This is a genomic window from Sphingomonas gei (assembly GCF_004792685.1).
Classification (GTDB): Bacteria; Pseudomonadota; Alphaproteobacteria; order Sphingomonadales; family Sphingomonadaceae; genus Sphingomonas; species Sphingomonas gei.
Map to the genome: position 1 here is coordinate 13599 of NZ_SRXT01000008.1, position 16229 is coordinate 29827.

The following is a 16229-nucleotide window of genomic DNA, read 5'->3' on the forward strand; positions in this document are numbered from 1 at the left end:
CGCCGACGGAGAGGTTCGCGGTCGGCGGTCTTCCCGAAGTGCATGGCAGCTTCACAGTCGAGCAGGTGATACGGCTCGCCATCAGGGGCCGCAGCCTGGTCGTCGAGGAGCAGGATCGCTCTGCGCCCCAATTCCGACAGCTGATGGTGGTAAACATAGCGCCCGAAAGCAGCCGTTCGCTGTTCGCGCGCGGGGGCGGTCAATCGCCCCGGCTTCAGCCGACGGGGCGATGACTCGGGCACCCATTTCCCCTGCCGCAACCAAGTCCGGTTTCGCTAATAATTTAAGCTCCAGCCGATGAATCCGGCCATCCACGCGACCCACAAGAAACCAATCAGAGCCAGCGCGACGATGAAGCTGCGAGCTCGCGCAGCCCAATTCAGCTTCGCTCGGAATGCGAGCCATGTGTTCAAAAGTCCCAGAATCGCCCCGAGCAGCGGCACGATCGCCGCGACTTGCAGGAAGCGGATCAAGCTATCCAGCCCGCCATTGTAATAGCCCACGTCGGTCCGCAAAATTGGCGCGAGCACGCTGTACCAAGCGAGAAGATAGACCAGGTTCGCCACCACGGCGATCCGCGTCAGACGGCGGACCAAGGCCGCACGGCCGGTGGCAAGCGGCCCCAACCTGCGACTGTAGCCCACCCACGCCGCAATCGGCCAGGTGATCGCGGCGCACAGCAGAACCAGCAAGGAGAGGCCGGCGACCAGCTGGAAAACAGCCCCGCTGCGACCGGTCGGTGCCATCTGCAGGATCGCCACGGGATTGCGGCTGTCGCCGATGGCGGGACGTCCACCCGCCCGGGTGGCGCGCAACTGTCGCGCGCCGCCGACTTCGCGCCAGAGACCTGGCGCGGTTTCCCGAAAGCGCTCGTTTGATACCCAGGATGCGGTGATCGTCCCATCCTCGTTCGCGACGATCTGGTCCTGTTGCAGCAAGTAGAACAGGCTGATGAAGCCCGTCTCTACGCGGCGCGAACTCTCGTAGCTCCCGGCGATGGCGCGCGCATCTTCAGCCGCAGTTGCGATTGCAGGCGGCGTGACCGGCACAGATACCGCGAAATAGCGATCGAGGAAGTGTTGAAACAGTCGCTCGCGCGCGCCGTAGACTGAGTCATTCTCGCCTCTGCTGTTGAAGCTGACGAAAATGCCGACGCCCTCCTCCGGAAGGAGGTTCAGGTCGCTATGGAAGACCACCGTATCGCCGCCATGTCCGAGGACGATGCGACCGTTGCGCTCCCCGCGGAAGAAACCATGAGCGAGGGTGTCGAAGCCCGTCGGCGCTTTCAGCGATGGTCTGTGCATCAGGCGCGCGGTCTCGGGCCGCAGGATGCGGGCGTCGCCGAAGCGACCGTCCTGTAGGTGCGCAAGCATGAAATTGGCCATGTCCGCGCCGGTTGCGGAAATCTGTCCGGCGGGAGCGGTGCCGACAAGCTCGAACGGGCTCGGCGGCGTCTCGCTGGTGCGATACCCCTTGGCCGCGGTTGTGGCGAATGCCGGCGGGAGCGGTTGGCGCGCCGTCGTCGAGCGCATAGCTAGCGGCGCGAGGATATGCCGCTCCACATAGGCCTCATAGGGTTCCCCCGAGACACGCTGGACGATGTATCCGGCAAGCGCGGTGCCGTAGTTCGAATAGGCCGGCACCTCTCCCGGCGCGAACATGAAGGGACGCATATTCTCCTTCAGATAGCGCTCGTTCGTTTTCAGCAGCTTTGGATCGGTAGCCATGACGTCCTTCAGCCCCTCTTCGAAGCCACCGCGGTGCGTCATCAGATCGGTCATCGTCACCGGCCGGTCGCCCGGGGCCGAAATCCTGAAGTCGAGATAGCGGTTCACGTCGGCGTCGAGGTCGATCTTTCCTGCTTCCACCAACTGCATCACGGCCGTCCACGCGAACAGCTTCGAGGTGGAGCCGATCCGCATCTGATGGCGATCCGGATCCATCGGAATCTTCGCCGCTACGTCCGCATAGCCATAGCCCCGCTTGAACAAGACCTCGCCGTCGTCGACGACCACGACCTGCGCACCGGCGATCTTTCCCTGTTCGAGCGTGGTCGCCATGAAACCGTCGAGCCAGGCGCCCAGGTCGGTCGCCGTGAGCGCATGCTGGGCGGGCGCGTGCGGAGGAGCCGTCACCGCCATCGGCGCCGGATCGGGATCCTGCTGTGCAACGGCCGCCGCTGCGAGCGACAGAATCCCGAGCAGGGCGAGCAACAATCTGCGACCGGTCAATCTCGTTCTCCAGCAGGGATATCCGGAAGGAAAGCGTCGCCATCGAGCCGGATTTATAGAGAACAAATATTCTCTTATTGATGAGCCGTCAAGATCGGCTATCCTCCGTCCTCCTCACCGTGCAGCGAGCCATGCCCAAGCGAAGCCCCGACCATATGAGCGCTCAGCGCGAGCGCATCCTTCGCGCCACCATTCGGTGTATCGGGGACCTCGGCCTCGAACAGACTTCGATCGCCACGATCCGGAAGGAGGCTGAGCTGAGTACCGGCGCGATCTACAAACACTTCGAGAGCAAGGACGAAATCGTCACTGCGGCGCTGCAATTCGCAGCGATGGACCAGTCGGACGTGCCGCACCACTGGCCGCTGCTCAGGGACGATATGGCAGCGCTGGGCGATGAGCGAGGCTTTGACATGAATGTCATCGCCAGGACGAACCTGCAATTGCTCGCCAGCAGCCTTCGGCCCGGCCCCCTGCGTGTGTTGTTAACCTCCCAGATGGAGCACACGCTTTCGGTTCTTGCAGATCGACTGGCTACGATGGAGCAGGCAGGGGAAATCCGGCTGCGGATGAGCCCATTGCGAACCGCCAGGTGCATCGCCGCGCTAGCAGAAGGACTGACTTGGCTGGGCCTGGCATCCGGTCGCAGGCTGGAGGAGATATCGCGGGACATCGTGGCGGGTTTGGAATGCTTGGTAGACGCGGACGCATCGTCCTCGAGTCGCGACTAGGCAGGGCCAACTCCCCTCAGGAATATCGAAAAATAACTGTGGCTGTCCTGCCGCCGAGCAATGCGCCCTATCGCCGTCACCCGCTCGCTGTTCGGCTTTACCTATGAGCGGACGTTCACTTACAGCCCTCACATGGCACCCGCTCATAGCCGGATTGGGTCAAGCCGCAGCATGCAGCCTTGCTAACAGCCACTTCATGCATCATATGACGTTACATGATACGCGAGAGCCGATTGTCCGGAGTGCTCACGTGCTCCTGCACATGGCCGAGCAGCCAGGACCCCACCTTGGAGAACAGCCATGCAGCATGATGCCATTATCGTCGGCGGCGGATTTGCCGGCCTCGCTGCAGCGACCTATCTGGCGCGTGGTCGCCGGACCGTCCGCGTGCTGGACACGGGCAAACCGCGAAACCGGTTTGCCGCGGAATCGCACGGCTTTCTGGGATATGACGGAAGCGATCCCCGCCGCATCCTCGACCGCGCGCGGACGCAGTTGCTCGCTTATCCCACGGCTACCCTTGTCAGCGCCGAAGCCAGTGCAGCCGCTGTGATCGATGGCGGGTTCCGCGTCAGTCTGGCCAATGGCGATGAGATGACCGCGCGCAAGCTGATCCTGGCATTTGGTCTCCGCGACGCGTTGCCGGACCTGCCTGGGCTCAACGAGCGCTGGGGCCGGACCGTGCTTCACTGCCCTTATTGCCACGGGATCGAGTTCAGCGACCAGCCTCTCGGCGTGCTCTATCGCATGCCCCTGTCGGTGCATCAGGCAAGCCTAATCGCCGAATGGGGGCCGACGACCCTCTACCTGAATGGCGCGGAGCTTAGCTCGGAGGAAACCGCCATGCTTGCCAGTCGCGGCGTGGCGATCGAGGCAGCGCCCATTGCTAGCTTGATCGGGGACGAAGCCGACCTGGCCGAGATTGAGCTTGCAGATGGCCGGCGCCGCGCCATCGCCGCGCTCTACATCGCTCCCGAGAGCAGCTTCAGCTGCCCGCTCGCCGCGCAGCTCGGCGTGGAGGTCGAGGCGGGCCCGATAGGACCGGTCATCCGCACGGATGCCGAGAAGATGACCTCGGTTGCCGGCCTCTATGCCGCAGGCGACATCGCCCGGATGCCGCATAGTGTGAGCTGGGCGGTCGCTGACGGTGTGACGGCCGGGGTGTCGGCGCACCGCGCGCTGGTGTTCGGCTGAGACATGGACACGGTGCGCCCATTCACCGATCGGTCCGCGATTGCCAGCTATGCCGAGGATACGCCACGCAAGGTGCCTGGCTATGCAGACCTGCATCGCATGTCGATGCTCCTGCTCGCAGAGGCAGCGGCGCCTACTGCGGAAATCCTAGTCTATGGCGCGGGCGGTGGCCTTGAACTCAAGGCATTCGCCGATGCGCAACCGGAGTGGCGCTTCGTGGGGGTCGACCCGTCAGTACCGATGCTGGACTTGGCGCGGCGTGAGCTAGGACAACGCATGGCGCGCGTCGCCCTGATCGAGGGCTTTATCGACAACGTGCCGAGCGGGCCATTCGATGGCGCCACCTGCCTGCTGACGATGCATTTTCTCGACCGCGACGAGCGTGCCCGCGTGCTGCGGGAACTACGTCGACGAATGAGGCCCGGTGCACGCCTCGTCACCGCCCATCATAGTACCCCTAACATCGGCGCTGCTCGATCCTGGATGGTCCGATCGATCTTGTTCGGCGATCCGAACGGTGGTGATCTTGAAGCTGCCACTCGCTCCGCCGACCGGATGCTATCTCATCTGCCGCTCCTTACCCCCCGTGACGAAGAATCGCTGTTGCAGGAAGCAGGCTTTTGCGACGTTGGCCTGTTCTATGCCGCGTTCAGCTTCCGGGGTTGGACGGCAACTGCGTGACCTTAGCCAGTACACGCCTCAATTGTCGCCGTTTTCCAATCGTCCTGTCGATCCTGAACCCTGCTCGCTCGTGCATCTGCGGACGACCGCGGGATGACCGCGCTGGCCTTAGTCCAACACGAGCAACTCAGCGGATCCGCTTGCCGTGGGCATCCACCACCTGCACTTCGCCCAGCCCGAGCTTGCGGATGGCCGCCATCCATGATGCCGGAGCGCTGCAAAAGCAGCTCGGCGCCTGACCCGCAGGCGGGCCGCAGGCGCGACCCGCCCAAGCTGGATCCGACCTACGCAACAAGACGAGCCGTCGGCCATGAAAAACCCGTCGAGACTTCGTGACCAACGCCGAGCTCTTTGCTGCGGCGGCCGCTTTCATTCCCGTCCAAGCCCTAGTCGCAGCGCCGCTTCGGAGAGGCGCCGAAGGGACATCCAAGGACCCTGCCATGTCCAATCCCGACCTGACAGAATTCTACACGCGCTATATCGCCGCTCTCAACGGGCGCGACATCAAGACCGTCGAGAGCATGATCCACGAGGAAGTGCTTCGGCTCGGCGTGCCTTGTCCGTGCAGCGGCGTCCTGGATTCCTTCAGGGTGATCACGGACGCGATTCCCGACTATCGGTGGAACATCCAGGATCTCTTCGTCGTCAACGACCGCATAACGCCGCACCATCGACTCCGACTTCCAGCCTCCCCACTCCTGCAGCACCCAGGTGACCACGTCGCTTTGCCGAAGCCAGCTCGCCCAGATGTGCCTGAGGTCCTGCCAGCGAAAGTCGGTGATCCCGCATTTCGCCAGCGCCGCGCGCCAGGTGCGCGTGTTCGCCGAACGGAGCGGGTTGCCCCGGTAGGTGCCCGCTACTTGGCCGTCGCTTGCTGTTGCGCAAACCCGTGACCCCAGCGCAGAGATGATCGAGCGAAACCACGGCCATCACCGCCGGACTTGCGGTACTGGGTAACTCAGGGAGCTATCTTGATTAGAGGATTCCCTTCTGACGAATCACCGCGGCCGAGCTTTCTGAGAACGGTGCGCAATGGTGGTTCCCCGAAGCGGACTACGGTCCAAGACAGCACCAGCATCACGGAGAATGCGACGGCGGCGGCGGGCCAATAAGGCGCGCCCATATGGAGCATGCCCCCGATCCAGATTGCTCCGAGTTCCTGGTGCAGCAGGTAAAGGGGATAGGTCATCAACCCGACCGTGGCGGAGACCGACGGACTGACAAGACGACCGAGTAACGGCTGAAGCCGCTCGGCGAATACGATCGGCAACAGACAGACAGCAAACACGATTAGCGGAGAAACATGAGCGGGGTCGTTGCCATTAACGACGGTTCGGTGAGCTTCGATTTCGATCAACGCCGCTATTAAGGCCGGCATAAGATGAACCAACCAGAGCGGTCGCCACCCTAGCCTCCGCCGTGTACGGATCAGAATGCCGAGTGCAAAGAAACAACCGTGCGGCAGAAGCGTGAGCTGGACGAGCCGGTCGGTTGCAGGCGGTACGTCGGCAAAGCACGACGCGACCCAATAGACGGCACTCGCAAGACCAAGCAGCGCGCCGACGCGTTCTATCCTGCTCAGCGTGGAGCCGCCCAATAGCGAAGCCGCGATCAACAGGTAGAAATTTAATTCGATCGCAAGGGTCCAATAGCTTGGATCGATGCCGAACATCGGCCAGAATAGCATCGAACCCAACCAGAGAGCGACCGCCGTGTCCGCCGATAGATCGCTAAACAACAGTATCGCGACGGCGGTCACGGTGGCGCAAAGCCAGGCTGCCGGCACGAGGCGCAGGACGCGCCGGGCGGCGAACGACCCCGCCCCAGATGCCTCCGCGGACCATGCAATTACGAACCCGGAGACGACGAAGAACAACTCGACGCCAATCCAGCCCGAGTTTACCCAAGGCGACCATCCCGCGTCGACCGTCATCCCTTCGAGCAGGGCGCGCCCACCGGGCGGCGGCCTATACGCGAAGCCGTGCCCCCAGTGGAAAGCAAGCACGATCAGCGCGCAGCCAAAGCGCAGCAGATCCAGGGCGATAAGGTTGTGGGATCCCCTCCTAGCCATTGCAGCGAGGTGCACGCAGAATGCCTAACAAGTGATGTAAGTATCGCTCTCACCGTCGAGGCATGCGTATGTGGAACCGCCCTTACAAGGAGCGAGTGCCACGGGGTGCGTCTTGCCCAGAACGAGTAGCTTGTCGCCGGCATTGCGCAGGTGGAATTCGACAGCTCACGCCTTGATACCGATCCCATCCGCCGTGTAAGCGACCGTTTCCTCACGGCCGCAAACCGCAGGCATTCGATTTCGCGTGCAGAGACCGCAGGACGAAGGCGGAGTAACCAGTGCAAGCAGGTGAATATCGGTTGCCGCGAGGGCGAGCTCGGCGCCGGTCTCCTGCACGGCCAAGCATGCGCGCTTTATGTCGAAGCCGATCAGATTGACCATCGCGTCCCGCGGCGTGATGATCGGAGATCTCCGGCACGATGTGCACGAGCATGGCGCTGTTCGAGGCGAGCGCGACGCGGCCCGCCGCGGGAACGCGAACCAGAAGCGGCCGCCCACTCGATGCAGCGGCGCGATCTCTGCGCCGTCGGCGACGATTCGGATTGCGGCTCCCCGGACTTGATCCAGCCCAGTGTGTCGGCCTGGGCGTGGAGGCGCTGGCGCAGCCCGATCGGCTGCGGCCCGGCCGCAACCGACGCGAGCAGGCATCGTCCCACCTCTTTCGGTCGAGCCGGCCATGCAGCTCGGCATGGCCGTCGGCACGTCGTGGGTCTCGAGCTCGACGTGGAAATAGCGGACGCTGTCGGTCTCTCTTGAGAAATCGTCGCGCCCTCGACGAGGTGGTCGACGGCACGAGCACGCCGTCGACATAGACCGCGTAGCCGGACGACGGGCGGACATAGTGCGTAGGCATCGCCGGGCCGAAGGCATGCCTGAACGCGCACCGCTCAGCCATCCCGAACCCAGACTGTCGAGTGCTTCCGCTGCCTATGCCGTCGAGCATAAAGCGTGAGCGCGTTCATCGGGCCGACGGGAATGCCACGACTATCAGGAGAAGCGGCATGAAACGGGCGGCTCCAGCGCCCGACGCGGCGACTTCCACCCAACTGGCGATCGACACGATCCGCACGCTGGCAATGACGCAGTGCAGAAAGCCTGGCTATCGGCTCAATTCGAGTATCCCGGATGCGGGCATGTCGAGCAGGTGCGGTCCATTCGTCAGCCGGACGACAGAACGGTTGACAATCCGGCCGTACGCATCCCGAGTGGTTGCCTGAAACCTCCCTGCATCTTGTTCGAAATACAATAGGACGTTCCGTGACTGGGTGGCATTCACCACATCGATCGCCGGCGTGACTTTGTCGATCGTGACGAGATGACCGCTGTACAAGCCGATGATCTGTTTTTTCGCCGTCACGGCGCGAACAATAAGATAGTCGCCCCCAATGCCCTCGGGACGGAAGTCACCGGAGAGCAGGACGTCGCGATTTGCGCGCCAATAAGAGAGATAGCGCTCCAGCATCGCCGAATGCCCGGGTGTTAGCCCGGCCAGCCGCACCGAAATCTGCGGCACGGCGAAAAGCGTGTCGAGAAGTTGCAAGGCAGCCTGTTCCACCGGCTCGGCGTGGTTCCACACCACGGGATCGGCATGGACCGGTGTCGATCCGGACAACAAACGCAGATCGACGATCCGCTGCCGGTTGAGAATCGAGCTGTTCGGCGCATCCGAGGCACGAAGCATGTTGCCGTATTTGCGGATCAACGGACCGGTATATGCCTGACGGAATTCGATGAGGACGTCGGGTTTGGCCGCCCGAAGCGCTGCCATGATGTCGGTCATCAGCCGGTCCACCGCTTCATAAACCGAGGCATAGTCGCGTCCGTTGCCAGCCTCGAGAACCGTCTTGTCGTCCGACTTGAACGAGTCGATGAAGTCGAGCTTCAGACCGTCCCAGCCCCAGTCGACGACTGCCCGGCGGAAAGTCTCGATCAGATAGGCGCGCACCTCCGGATAGCGCGGATCGAGCACGTTGGTGGATTGCTCGTTCCATCGCCGCAGCGTCTTGCCGCGGAAGCGGCGAAACGCTTCCGAATTGTCGCCGACAAAGGGCACGGAAAACCACAGCATGCCTTTCATGTTCAGCCCATGCAGCGTGTCGGTGAACGCGCGCATCTGCCGGAGCCGCTCCGGCTTCCAGTCGCCGACGAACGCATATCCGCGATTCCCGTCGTTGGTCTGCCAGCCGTCATCGACGATCATCACCTTGAAGCCGCGTTTCGCCGCAGCCGCGGCTTCTTGGCGCATCAGGTCGTCGGGCACGTTTTGGTGATAGCTGTACCATGTCGAGTCGAGCGGCTCCGCTGCGGCCGCCGGCGCCGGCGACGGAGCATAGCCGGGCTGTTTCGCCCACCATTGTGCAACGTCCCGCAACACCGTCGAGAACGGCAAGGGCCGGCTATCGAAGCGCAGTTCGACGCGATAGCGCTTGAGCGGCGCATGCGGCTCGGTGAACAACTCGATGGTCTGATAGACGCGGACGTCCTCTTCCCGCAGCCGCGCCGACAACAACACCGGGTTGAGCGCGTCGCTGACCGATACGGTCATGCGATTTCGCTCGTCTCGCCCATACAAGGCCAGTACCGGCGCGTGCGCTGTGAGCGTCGAGCGAAGCTGCACGTCAGCGAAGTCGGGCACGATGGTGCGCCCGAGGCCCGCGTCGGGCGTCCACATCCCGGACATGTTCACCGACGGCATCGACCAGCGGAGCATCAGCCTGGGCGGCGGCGCCTGCGTAGCGCGCGACAAGGTCAGCACTACGCCATCGACGCCCAACGCACGCGCTTGCACGTCGATGTCCAAGTCAAACCCCTTGAGGTCGCCGCTGACCGACAGAGGAAATCCCTGCACGACAACCGATCGTTCGAGGGAGGCCGGAGCGGTTTGCGCGCCGGCCGGCAAATGGGTCACTGCCGCCGCAAACGTCAGCAGCATGCAGGCTTGGCGCACGAAGCAGGTGCCGCCTCCAAAACGTTGCTTGCGCCAGATGGTCAGGGCCAACTCTCGTCTCCAATTGGCTAAGGCTTTTCGCGATAAACGATGGATAGTAGCTCGGCAGGGCGCTCAGGGCAGTGCCGGGACGGCGACTCTCGTCACCGCCCGGCTAGGCTTGCGCTCAGGTACAGGCCCTAGAACTTGCCTCGGATCCCGATCGAATATCGCGGCGGCGTGGCTTCATAATAAAGAACACGGTTCTTGAACCGGGAGAAATCTCGCGTGTCTTCGCTGAACACGTTCACGCCCTCGGCGAATATCTGAAACTCCCGGTTAATAATATAACCGATGGTGAAGTCGGTCTGGCCGAATGCCTCCCTTTGCTGCGGCTCGCTATAAGCTCCCTGGGCGAGGACGAGGAATTCGGACCGATAATTGTACGCGATGCGCGCCGAGATCGGCCCGTTCTCGTAAAAGACCGTCGCATTTGCGGTGTGCGGGGTAAAGCCGTTGAAGCCGAGATCCCCGGCGGGCGCGTTGTCGCGCTTGCTGTGGACATAGGTGTAGTTGAGGATGCCGCCCAACCCCTTGAGCGGGCCGCTGTTAACGGTCTTTTGCAGCGCAGCCTCGATCCCGGCGAGACTGCCCGACAGCCCATTGCGCTGGCGGGTGTCCTGGAACGTGACGTTGATCACTTCGTCTTGGGTGCGCCCGCCGTTGCCGGCCGGGAAGAGGATGGGACGGGAGACCGGCAGCGTCGACGTCTCGATGAAATTACCGAGCTTCTTGTAGAAAGCGGTGATGGCAAGGAAGCTGAACCGATCATAATACCATTCATAGGCGACGTCGAAATTGTTCGCTTCGTATGCCTGTAGCAGGGGGTTGCCGCCGCCGCTGGTTGGGGCGTTCGAACGGCCGCCATAGTCCTGATTGAGGCCAAGTGCGGTGAGCGTCGGCCGGGTGACCGATTTCGAATAAGCGAACCGCAGCACCATGTCCTTCGCAGGCTCGAGTTTCAGGTTGAAGGCCGGCAGGAAATTCACATAGTCGTTCGACACCGAATTGAATTCCGACGGCCCCTCGATCACCACCAGCCCGGTATCGCCGGCCGATTCCCGGATCTGCAGCACCGGCACCACGAAGCCGCTCGACGTCGCGTCGGTGAACGCGATGCGGAACCCGGCATTGGCGCTCCACGGCATCTCGCCCCCGAAATCGCCGCCCCAGTTCGTGTTCAGATAGGCTTCGAACGTCTTTTCCCTTACCCCTGAATCCCCTTGAGGGTAACGGAACTGCGACCACAATCCCCTCGCCGGATCCAGGCCCGAGCTGCCGATATTGGCGAGGAGCGCCGCCAGACCTGCCGGATTGTTGCGGCCATAGTTGGAATTGGCGAGATTGGCGGGATTGTTCAACTCGCGGAAGATATCGGCAGCCGACGCAACCAGCATGGCCGGCGGCGCCTTGTCGGCGCCTTCGACGCCCTTCAGATATCCAGAGAACGAATATTCGTTCTGGATGGAAGTATCGAAGGGCACCGTATAACCGCAATACAGGCAGCCGATCGACGAGTAGCTCAGCCCGTATTGGGAAAAATCTTTCTGGCGAAAGCCGAAAAAGGACTTTTCCCGATCCGATCGCAAGGCGCCAACGCTTAGGGTGCGCAGCGGGCCCTTTTCCAGTTTCCACGAAGCGTCGAAGCGGAATTCCTTGATTTCGTCCGAACGCTTGTACTTGCCGTTACCCGCGTAATGCAGCCGCTGCAGCGACTTGTCGGTCAGACCGCCGAGATTGGTCACCGTCGATATGCCCTTGTCGGTAGGCGCCTGGACAAAGGGCGATTCCGGAGCCAGTTCGCCCAGCACGAGGAAATAGTCGTCCCCTTCGCTGGTCGATTTCGACCATGATCCGTCGACGGAGATTTTAAGGCGATCGGTTACGTCGTACGCGATGTTCGCCCCGGTGGCGTAGGTCTTTGCCACCGAATTACTGCCGTTGTTGACGTTGTCATTCTGCGACTGGCCGACGGCGCCGGCAATGAGGGGGTTTCTCGCAACGAAATCCGCGCCGGGCCGGCTGAACGAAATCGCAGTGCCGTTCTCGTCGAATTTCGGATCGATATAGGGGGGGCTGAAGAAATTGGACTGGCGGGCGTTTACATTCTCTACTTCGAACCGCGCGAACAGCCCGTCGAGGGAAATTCGCAGCCGGTCGGTGGGAAGTACTTCGAGCGCGCCGTTCAGCGCGAGCCGCTTGCGGGTCTCGCGGCCCCGATTGAACACCGCTTCCTGTTGTACCCTCGAACCGGCGGGGATGGCGACGAGGCTGGCGGGCGTGAGGCCCGACGAAGTGGCCGGCGCGGCGACCATGATGTCGCCAGGATTGCCGGTATCTCCAGCGATCGCCGGATTGATGCCGTCGCGCAGCGCATATCCCGACGTCGAGAAGGAATCGATCGCGGAATGCCGTTCGGAATAAGTCCCGCCGAGCGCGATTCCGAAACTGGTGCCGTCGGACCAGGACGCCGTTCCCCCCGTCTCGAAGCCGAGCTTCTTGCGAAGTATGTCCTCCTGACCGGCGAGCGAGAGCGTGCCGCTCAAGCCCTCGGGCCGGTCGAGCGGCTTGAACGTCTTGATGTTGACCACCGATCCGATCCCGCCCGACTGGGTTTTGGGATCCACTGTCTTATAGACTTCCGCCGTCTGGATGACGTCGGCAGCCAGGATGTCGAAGGAAAATTCGCGCCCGGCATTGTCGGTAGCGACGGTGCGTCCGTTGAGCAGCACCGTGTTGTACTCCGGCCCTAGCCCGCGCACGGTGATCGAGCGTCCCTCGCCGCCGCTCCGGTCGATCGCGACGCCGGTGATGCGCTGGAGCGCCTCGGCGACATTCGAATCGGGAAACTTTCCGACGTCCTCTGCCGAGACTGCGTCGACGACCCCGTCCGCCCCCCGCTTGATGTTTTGCGAGGCTTGAAGCGACGCCCTGATTCCCGTCACGACGATATCCTGGCTCGCCTCTTGAGCCTCGCCCGCCTCCACCGCGGCCTGGTCCACGACTTGGGCAGCAGCAGGCGACGCAATCAAGGCCGCGGTCATCAGCAGCGAATATCTGTACTTCGTAATCATAAATCCTCCCTCCCGTCAATTTACTTGTTAATTATTCGCAGTTCAGTCCATATCGTAGACGAATTACGTATCCGTACGAAAACACAAATCTAGTATTTAAATCTTATGCCAAAGTTGTATCGCGCGCCTGTACTTTGAAGCATGAGAAAACGATCCTCTTTCGCCGACCATTCATGCACACGGGCATCGGTGACATTGATACCCTGCGCGTAGATCTGAATGCCATTCGCAATATCGAGGCTTAAATTGAGATCGAGCTGCCCGTACGACGAGCGGTTGCGGGGGCGCGCCTGGTCGGATCTGCAGGACCGGAGGTAACTGGATCTCCAGTTGTAGGCTGCCCTGATCGAGAGGCCGGATCTCTCGTAAAAGACGCTGCCGTTCGCCGAGTGCGGGGACAGCCCGTTATAGCCGCAATCATAGTCGGCGAGGCTCAGTTCACGCCTCGCCTTGCTCTCGACGTAGGTATAATTGCCGGAAATGCCCAAGCCCGAGGCGGATCCGGGCAGCCAATCGAACAGATATTGCCCGCCTAGCTCCACGCCGCGAATATAACCGGTCTGGCCGTTCCTGGTGCGCGTATCGAGGAAGATCCTCCCGAACCTTTCCACCGGAAGAGCCTGCAACTCCAGAAAATCACGCAGATCCTTGTAGAATCCTCCCACGCTGAGGTAGCTCACTCTCGACAGATACCATTCCAGGGAAACGTCGAAATTGGTCGACCTGAATGGCCTGAGGCCGGGATTCCCGCCGCTCGACAGCGGCGCGGAGACTCGCCCGCCAAAAGTGTTGCCGACTCCCAATTCGGTGAGCGTCGGCCTGGTTATCGTCTGCGAGAATGCGGCGCGCGCGATCACCTCGGGGCGAAGCTTCAGTTTGAGGTTCGCCGAGGGTAACGCAGTGACGTAGCTGTTTCGCACGGCGACCGCGGCGGCGGGTCCATAGGCGAACTGCAGGGTGTCGTCCCCCGGCGTCACCGTGACGCCGATCATCGGAACATCGTACCCGCTCGAGTTGGTCGCCGTGCGGACCACCCGTAGCCCGGCATTGCCTCCCCAGGCCGAGCCCCCGAATTGCAGCGCAACATACCCGGCTACCAGGCTCTCGCGTACGTCCGAATAGCCGGTGAGATTCTCACGCGTGCCGAACGGCCCGCCCGGCAATGCGAGAAGGCGCGCGGCCTCCGCGGCCTGCTCCTGCGCGTTCCGCCCTTGGCGGGGGCGGGCCAGATTGATCGGGTCGGAGAGGTATTCGACGATCGCGCGCGGGTCGAAGGTGAAGAATTCGCGCGGCACATCGTCGCTGCCGGATGCGCCGGTGAGGAAGCGATCGAGCCGATAGGGTCGCAGCAGCGAGACATCGACGGGGGTCTCGTATCCACAATAGGCGCATACCGCGTCGATATTTTCGAAGTACCGCCGCACTTTTGATCGTCGCGCATACGCCATGCCAAAGCCGACCGACTGGAGAATACCCGCCTGGAGAGTGTATCCGCCATCGAGACGGTATTCCGATCCGAGATCGAGCACCCGGCCTTGATCCATTCGCGTGTAATGGGCACCTAGCAGTGCCGGGTCGGCCAGGTCGCCGATGTTGTACGCGATCGGGAGATCGCCGCCCTGGTTGAGATCGAAATGCGGGCTCGTCTTCGCGAAGGATCCGACAACGACATACGAACCGGGACTATGCTGGACGGCCCCGGTCTTCGATGCGTCGAGCCTTACCTCGAAATTCGCGGAAGGCTTCCACCGCAGATTCGCGCCGAGCTGATACGACTGTGTCAGCCTGTCGCTGGATTGAACGATATTGTCATTCTGAGACAGTGACAGGCGATCGGCGAGCGCAGGGTTGTCCAACAGGAAGCGCTGGCCGGGCCGGTCGAACCCGGTCGCGGTGCGGTTCTCGTCCACCGCCAAACCGATGTAAGGCGAGGAATAGAAGTTGGCGAAAATCGCCCGGTCGGAAAAGGCGTCGAGCTTGGAATAGAGCCCATCGAGACTGAGCGTCATCGTTGGGTTCAATTGCGCGGCAAAGGTGGCGGCGGCATTGATCCGTCGGCGACGGCTTTGCTCTCGCGCGAAATTGAGGTTCTGGGGAACGTGTACGGTAGGCATTTCAACAAGATCGTCGCCGGTGAGACCAGCGCTCTGCCCGTTGCCTTTCAACACCGTCTGCGGGCTGAACAGCCAGCCATCGATCTGGACCGCATCGCTTTGGCTCTCGCGGTCGGTAAAGGATGCGGACAGCACCAGCCCGACGGTCTTCCCCTCATTGCTTAAGGACATGACAGCGGAAAGGTCCGAGCGTGCCTTGCGGCGGAGATCGTCGTAGATTCCGCCAGCCGCCACCGCGGCATGAAATCCGCTCTTTCCTTCCAGGGGCCGAGCGGTGACGATGTTCACCGTCGCGCCGATGCCGCCCTCCTGCAGCGACGCGATGCTCGACTTGTAAACGTCGGCGCGTTGGATCATCGTCGACGACAGGCCGTCGAAAGAGAACTCGCGGCCCGGATTGTCGGTCGCCATCATGCGACCATTCACGAGCACGGTGTTGAACTCCGGGCCCAGGCCGCGAACAGTGATGAACTGTCCTTCCCCCCCCGAGCGGTCGATGGCGACACCGGTGATGCGCTGGAGCGACTCCGCGATATTGGAATCGGGGAACTTCCCGACATCTTCGGCAGAGACACTGTCGGTGATCAGCTCGGCATCGCGCTTGAGGAACGCGGAAGACGCCAAACTTTCCCGATATCCCCGGACGACGATCAATTCGTCATCGACGGGGATGGCCCGATCGGCCTTCAGTGGACGCGGTGCGTTTTCGCCACCTTTCTTCCCGTTGCGCGATCCCGGCGCGCGCCGAACCGGTGGTGCTACGCGTGAGAGCGGACGCGGCGGTGCCACAACGATCGCAAAAGTCTGGGGGCCGGTGGGCTGGGCGACGAGGCCAGTACCGGCCAGCAGTTGCGCCAGGGCCTCGCGGGGAGTCATATGGCCGCGCACCGTGGGCGACCGCTTTCCTTTCGTTATCGCGCGCGCCGCGATGATCTGGACGTTGGCTTGTTTGCCAAACGCACTGACGGCGGTCTCGAGGCGCTGCGCGGGAATGTCGAATGGCGTGAGTTGCGCCCTCGCCGGAACGGCGAAGAAGACGCTAAGCGCTGCTGCAGTCGCAGACACGCCCTCCCGTACGAGCATAGCTCTCCCTTTGTTTCGAGCTTTTTAGCCCTGACAAGGAGAAGAGCCCCGGCGGCGGGAAATC

The 16229-nt window shown here is 62.3% G+C and carries 10 protein-coding genes; 3 read left to right on the forward strand and 7 right to left on the reverse strand.

From position 1 onward, the window contains the following. Positions 1-275 precede the first annotated feature (275 nt). Positions 276-2216 (reverse strand): serine hydrolase domain-containing protein, encoded by a 1941-nt coding sequence (locus tag E5A73_RS18855; protein WP_206366544.1) that lies wholly within the window; start codon positions 2214-2216, stop codon positions 276-278. Between the two features lie 95 nt (positions 2217-2311). Between E5A73_RS18855 and E5A73_RS18860 the strand changes: the two genes are divergently transcribed. From E5A73_RS18860 to E5A73_RS18870, 3 genes are all read left to right on the forward strand, one after another. Beyond that, a complete protein-coding gene (locus E5A73_RS18860) occupies positions 2312-2962 on the forward strand; it encodes a TetR/AcrR family transcriptional regulator (protein ID WP_135965403.1) in 651 nt (216 codons plus the stop codon). A gap of 300 nt (positions 2963-3262) precedes the next feature. Beyond that, positions 3263-4156 (forward strand): NAD(P)/FAD-dependent oxidoreductase, encoded by an 894-nt coding sequence (locus tag E5A73_RS18865; RefSeq protein WP_135965404.1) that lies wholly within the window; start codon positions 3263-3265, stop codon positions 4154-4156. Between the two features lie 3 nt (positions 4157-4159). Further along, positions 4160-4837 (forward strand): class I SAM-dependent methyltransferase, encoded by a 678-nt coding sequence (locus E5A73_RS18870; protein WP_135965405.1) that lies wholly within the window; start codon positions 4160-4162, stop codon positions 4835-4837. 386 nt (positions 4838-5223) lie between these two features. On the opposite strand, the gene E5A73_RS22030 is transcribed toward E5A73_RS18870, so the two are convergent. From E5A73_RS22030 to E5A73_RS18900, 6 genes are all read right to left on the reverse strand, one after another. Beyond that, a complete protein-coding gene (locus tag E5A73_RS22030; RefSeq protein ID WP_135965519.1) occupies positions 5224-5748 on the reverse strand; it encodes a tyrosine-type recombinase/integrase in 525 nt (174 codons plus the stop codon). A gap of 47 nt (positions 5749-5795) precedes the next feature. Beyond that, entirely contained in the window at positions 5796-6923 is a 1128-nt protein-coding gene (locus E5A73_RS18880; RefSeq protein WP_135965406.1) for an acyltransferase family protein, read from the reverse strand. A 150-nt stretch (positions 6924-7073) separates the two neighbouring features. Beyond that, positions 7074-7289: a hypothetical protein gene (locus E5A73_RS18885; RefSeq protein WP_135965407.1), complete on the reverse strand. Its 216-nt coding sequence runs from the start codon at positions 7287-7289 to the stop codon at positions 7074-7076. Positions 7290-8007: 718 nt separating this feature from the next. Further along, positions 8008-9906 (reverse strand): glycoside hydrolase family 36 protein, encoded by a 1899-nt coding sequence (locus E5A73_RS18890; RefSeq protein ID WP_135965408.1) that lies wholly within the window; start codon positions 9904-9906, stop codon positions 8008-8010. Between the two features lie 128 nt (positions 9907-10034). Next, a complete protein-coding gene (locus E5A73_RS18895) occupies positions 10035-12968 on the reverse strand; it encodes a TonB-dependent receptor (RefSeq protein ID WP_135965409.1) in 2934 nt (977 codons plus the stop codon). Positions 12969-13057: 89 nt separating this feature from the next. Further along, positions 13058-16147 carry a TonB-dependent receptor gene (locus E5A73_RS18900; protein ID WP_168355997.1) on the reverse strand — a complete coding sequence of 1030 codons (3090 nt, stop codon included), beginning with the start codon at positions 16145-16147 and terminating at the stop codon, positions 13058-13060. Positions 16148-16229: the final 82 nt, after the last annotated feature.

What these genes read in the sequence shown, in the direction of transcription:
- E5A73_RS18860 (WP_135965403.1), top strand. Translation starts at nt 2,312, where the DNA reads ATGAGCCGTCAAGATCGGCTATCCTCCGTCCTCCTCACCGTGCAGCGA.
- E5A73_RS18865 (WP_135965404.1), top strand. Translation starts at nt 3,263, where the DNA reads ATGCAGCATGATGCCATTATCGTCGGCGGCGGATTTGCCGGCCTCGCT.
- E5A73_RS18870 (WP_135965405.1), top strand. Translation starts at nt 4,160, where the DNA reads ATGGACACGGTGCGCCCATTCACCGATCGGTCCGCGATTGCCAGCTAT.
- E5A73_RS18885 (WP_135965407.1), bottom strand. Translation starts at nt 7,289, where the DNA reads ATGGTCAATCTGATCGGCTTCGACATAAAGCGCGCATGCTTGGCCGTG.
- E5A73_RS18895 (WP_135965409.1), bottom strand. Translation starts at nt 12,968, where the DNA reads ATGATTACGAAGTACAGATATTCGCTGCTGATGACCGCGGCCTTGATT.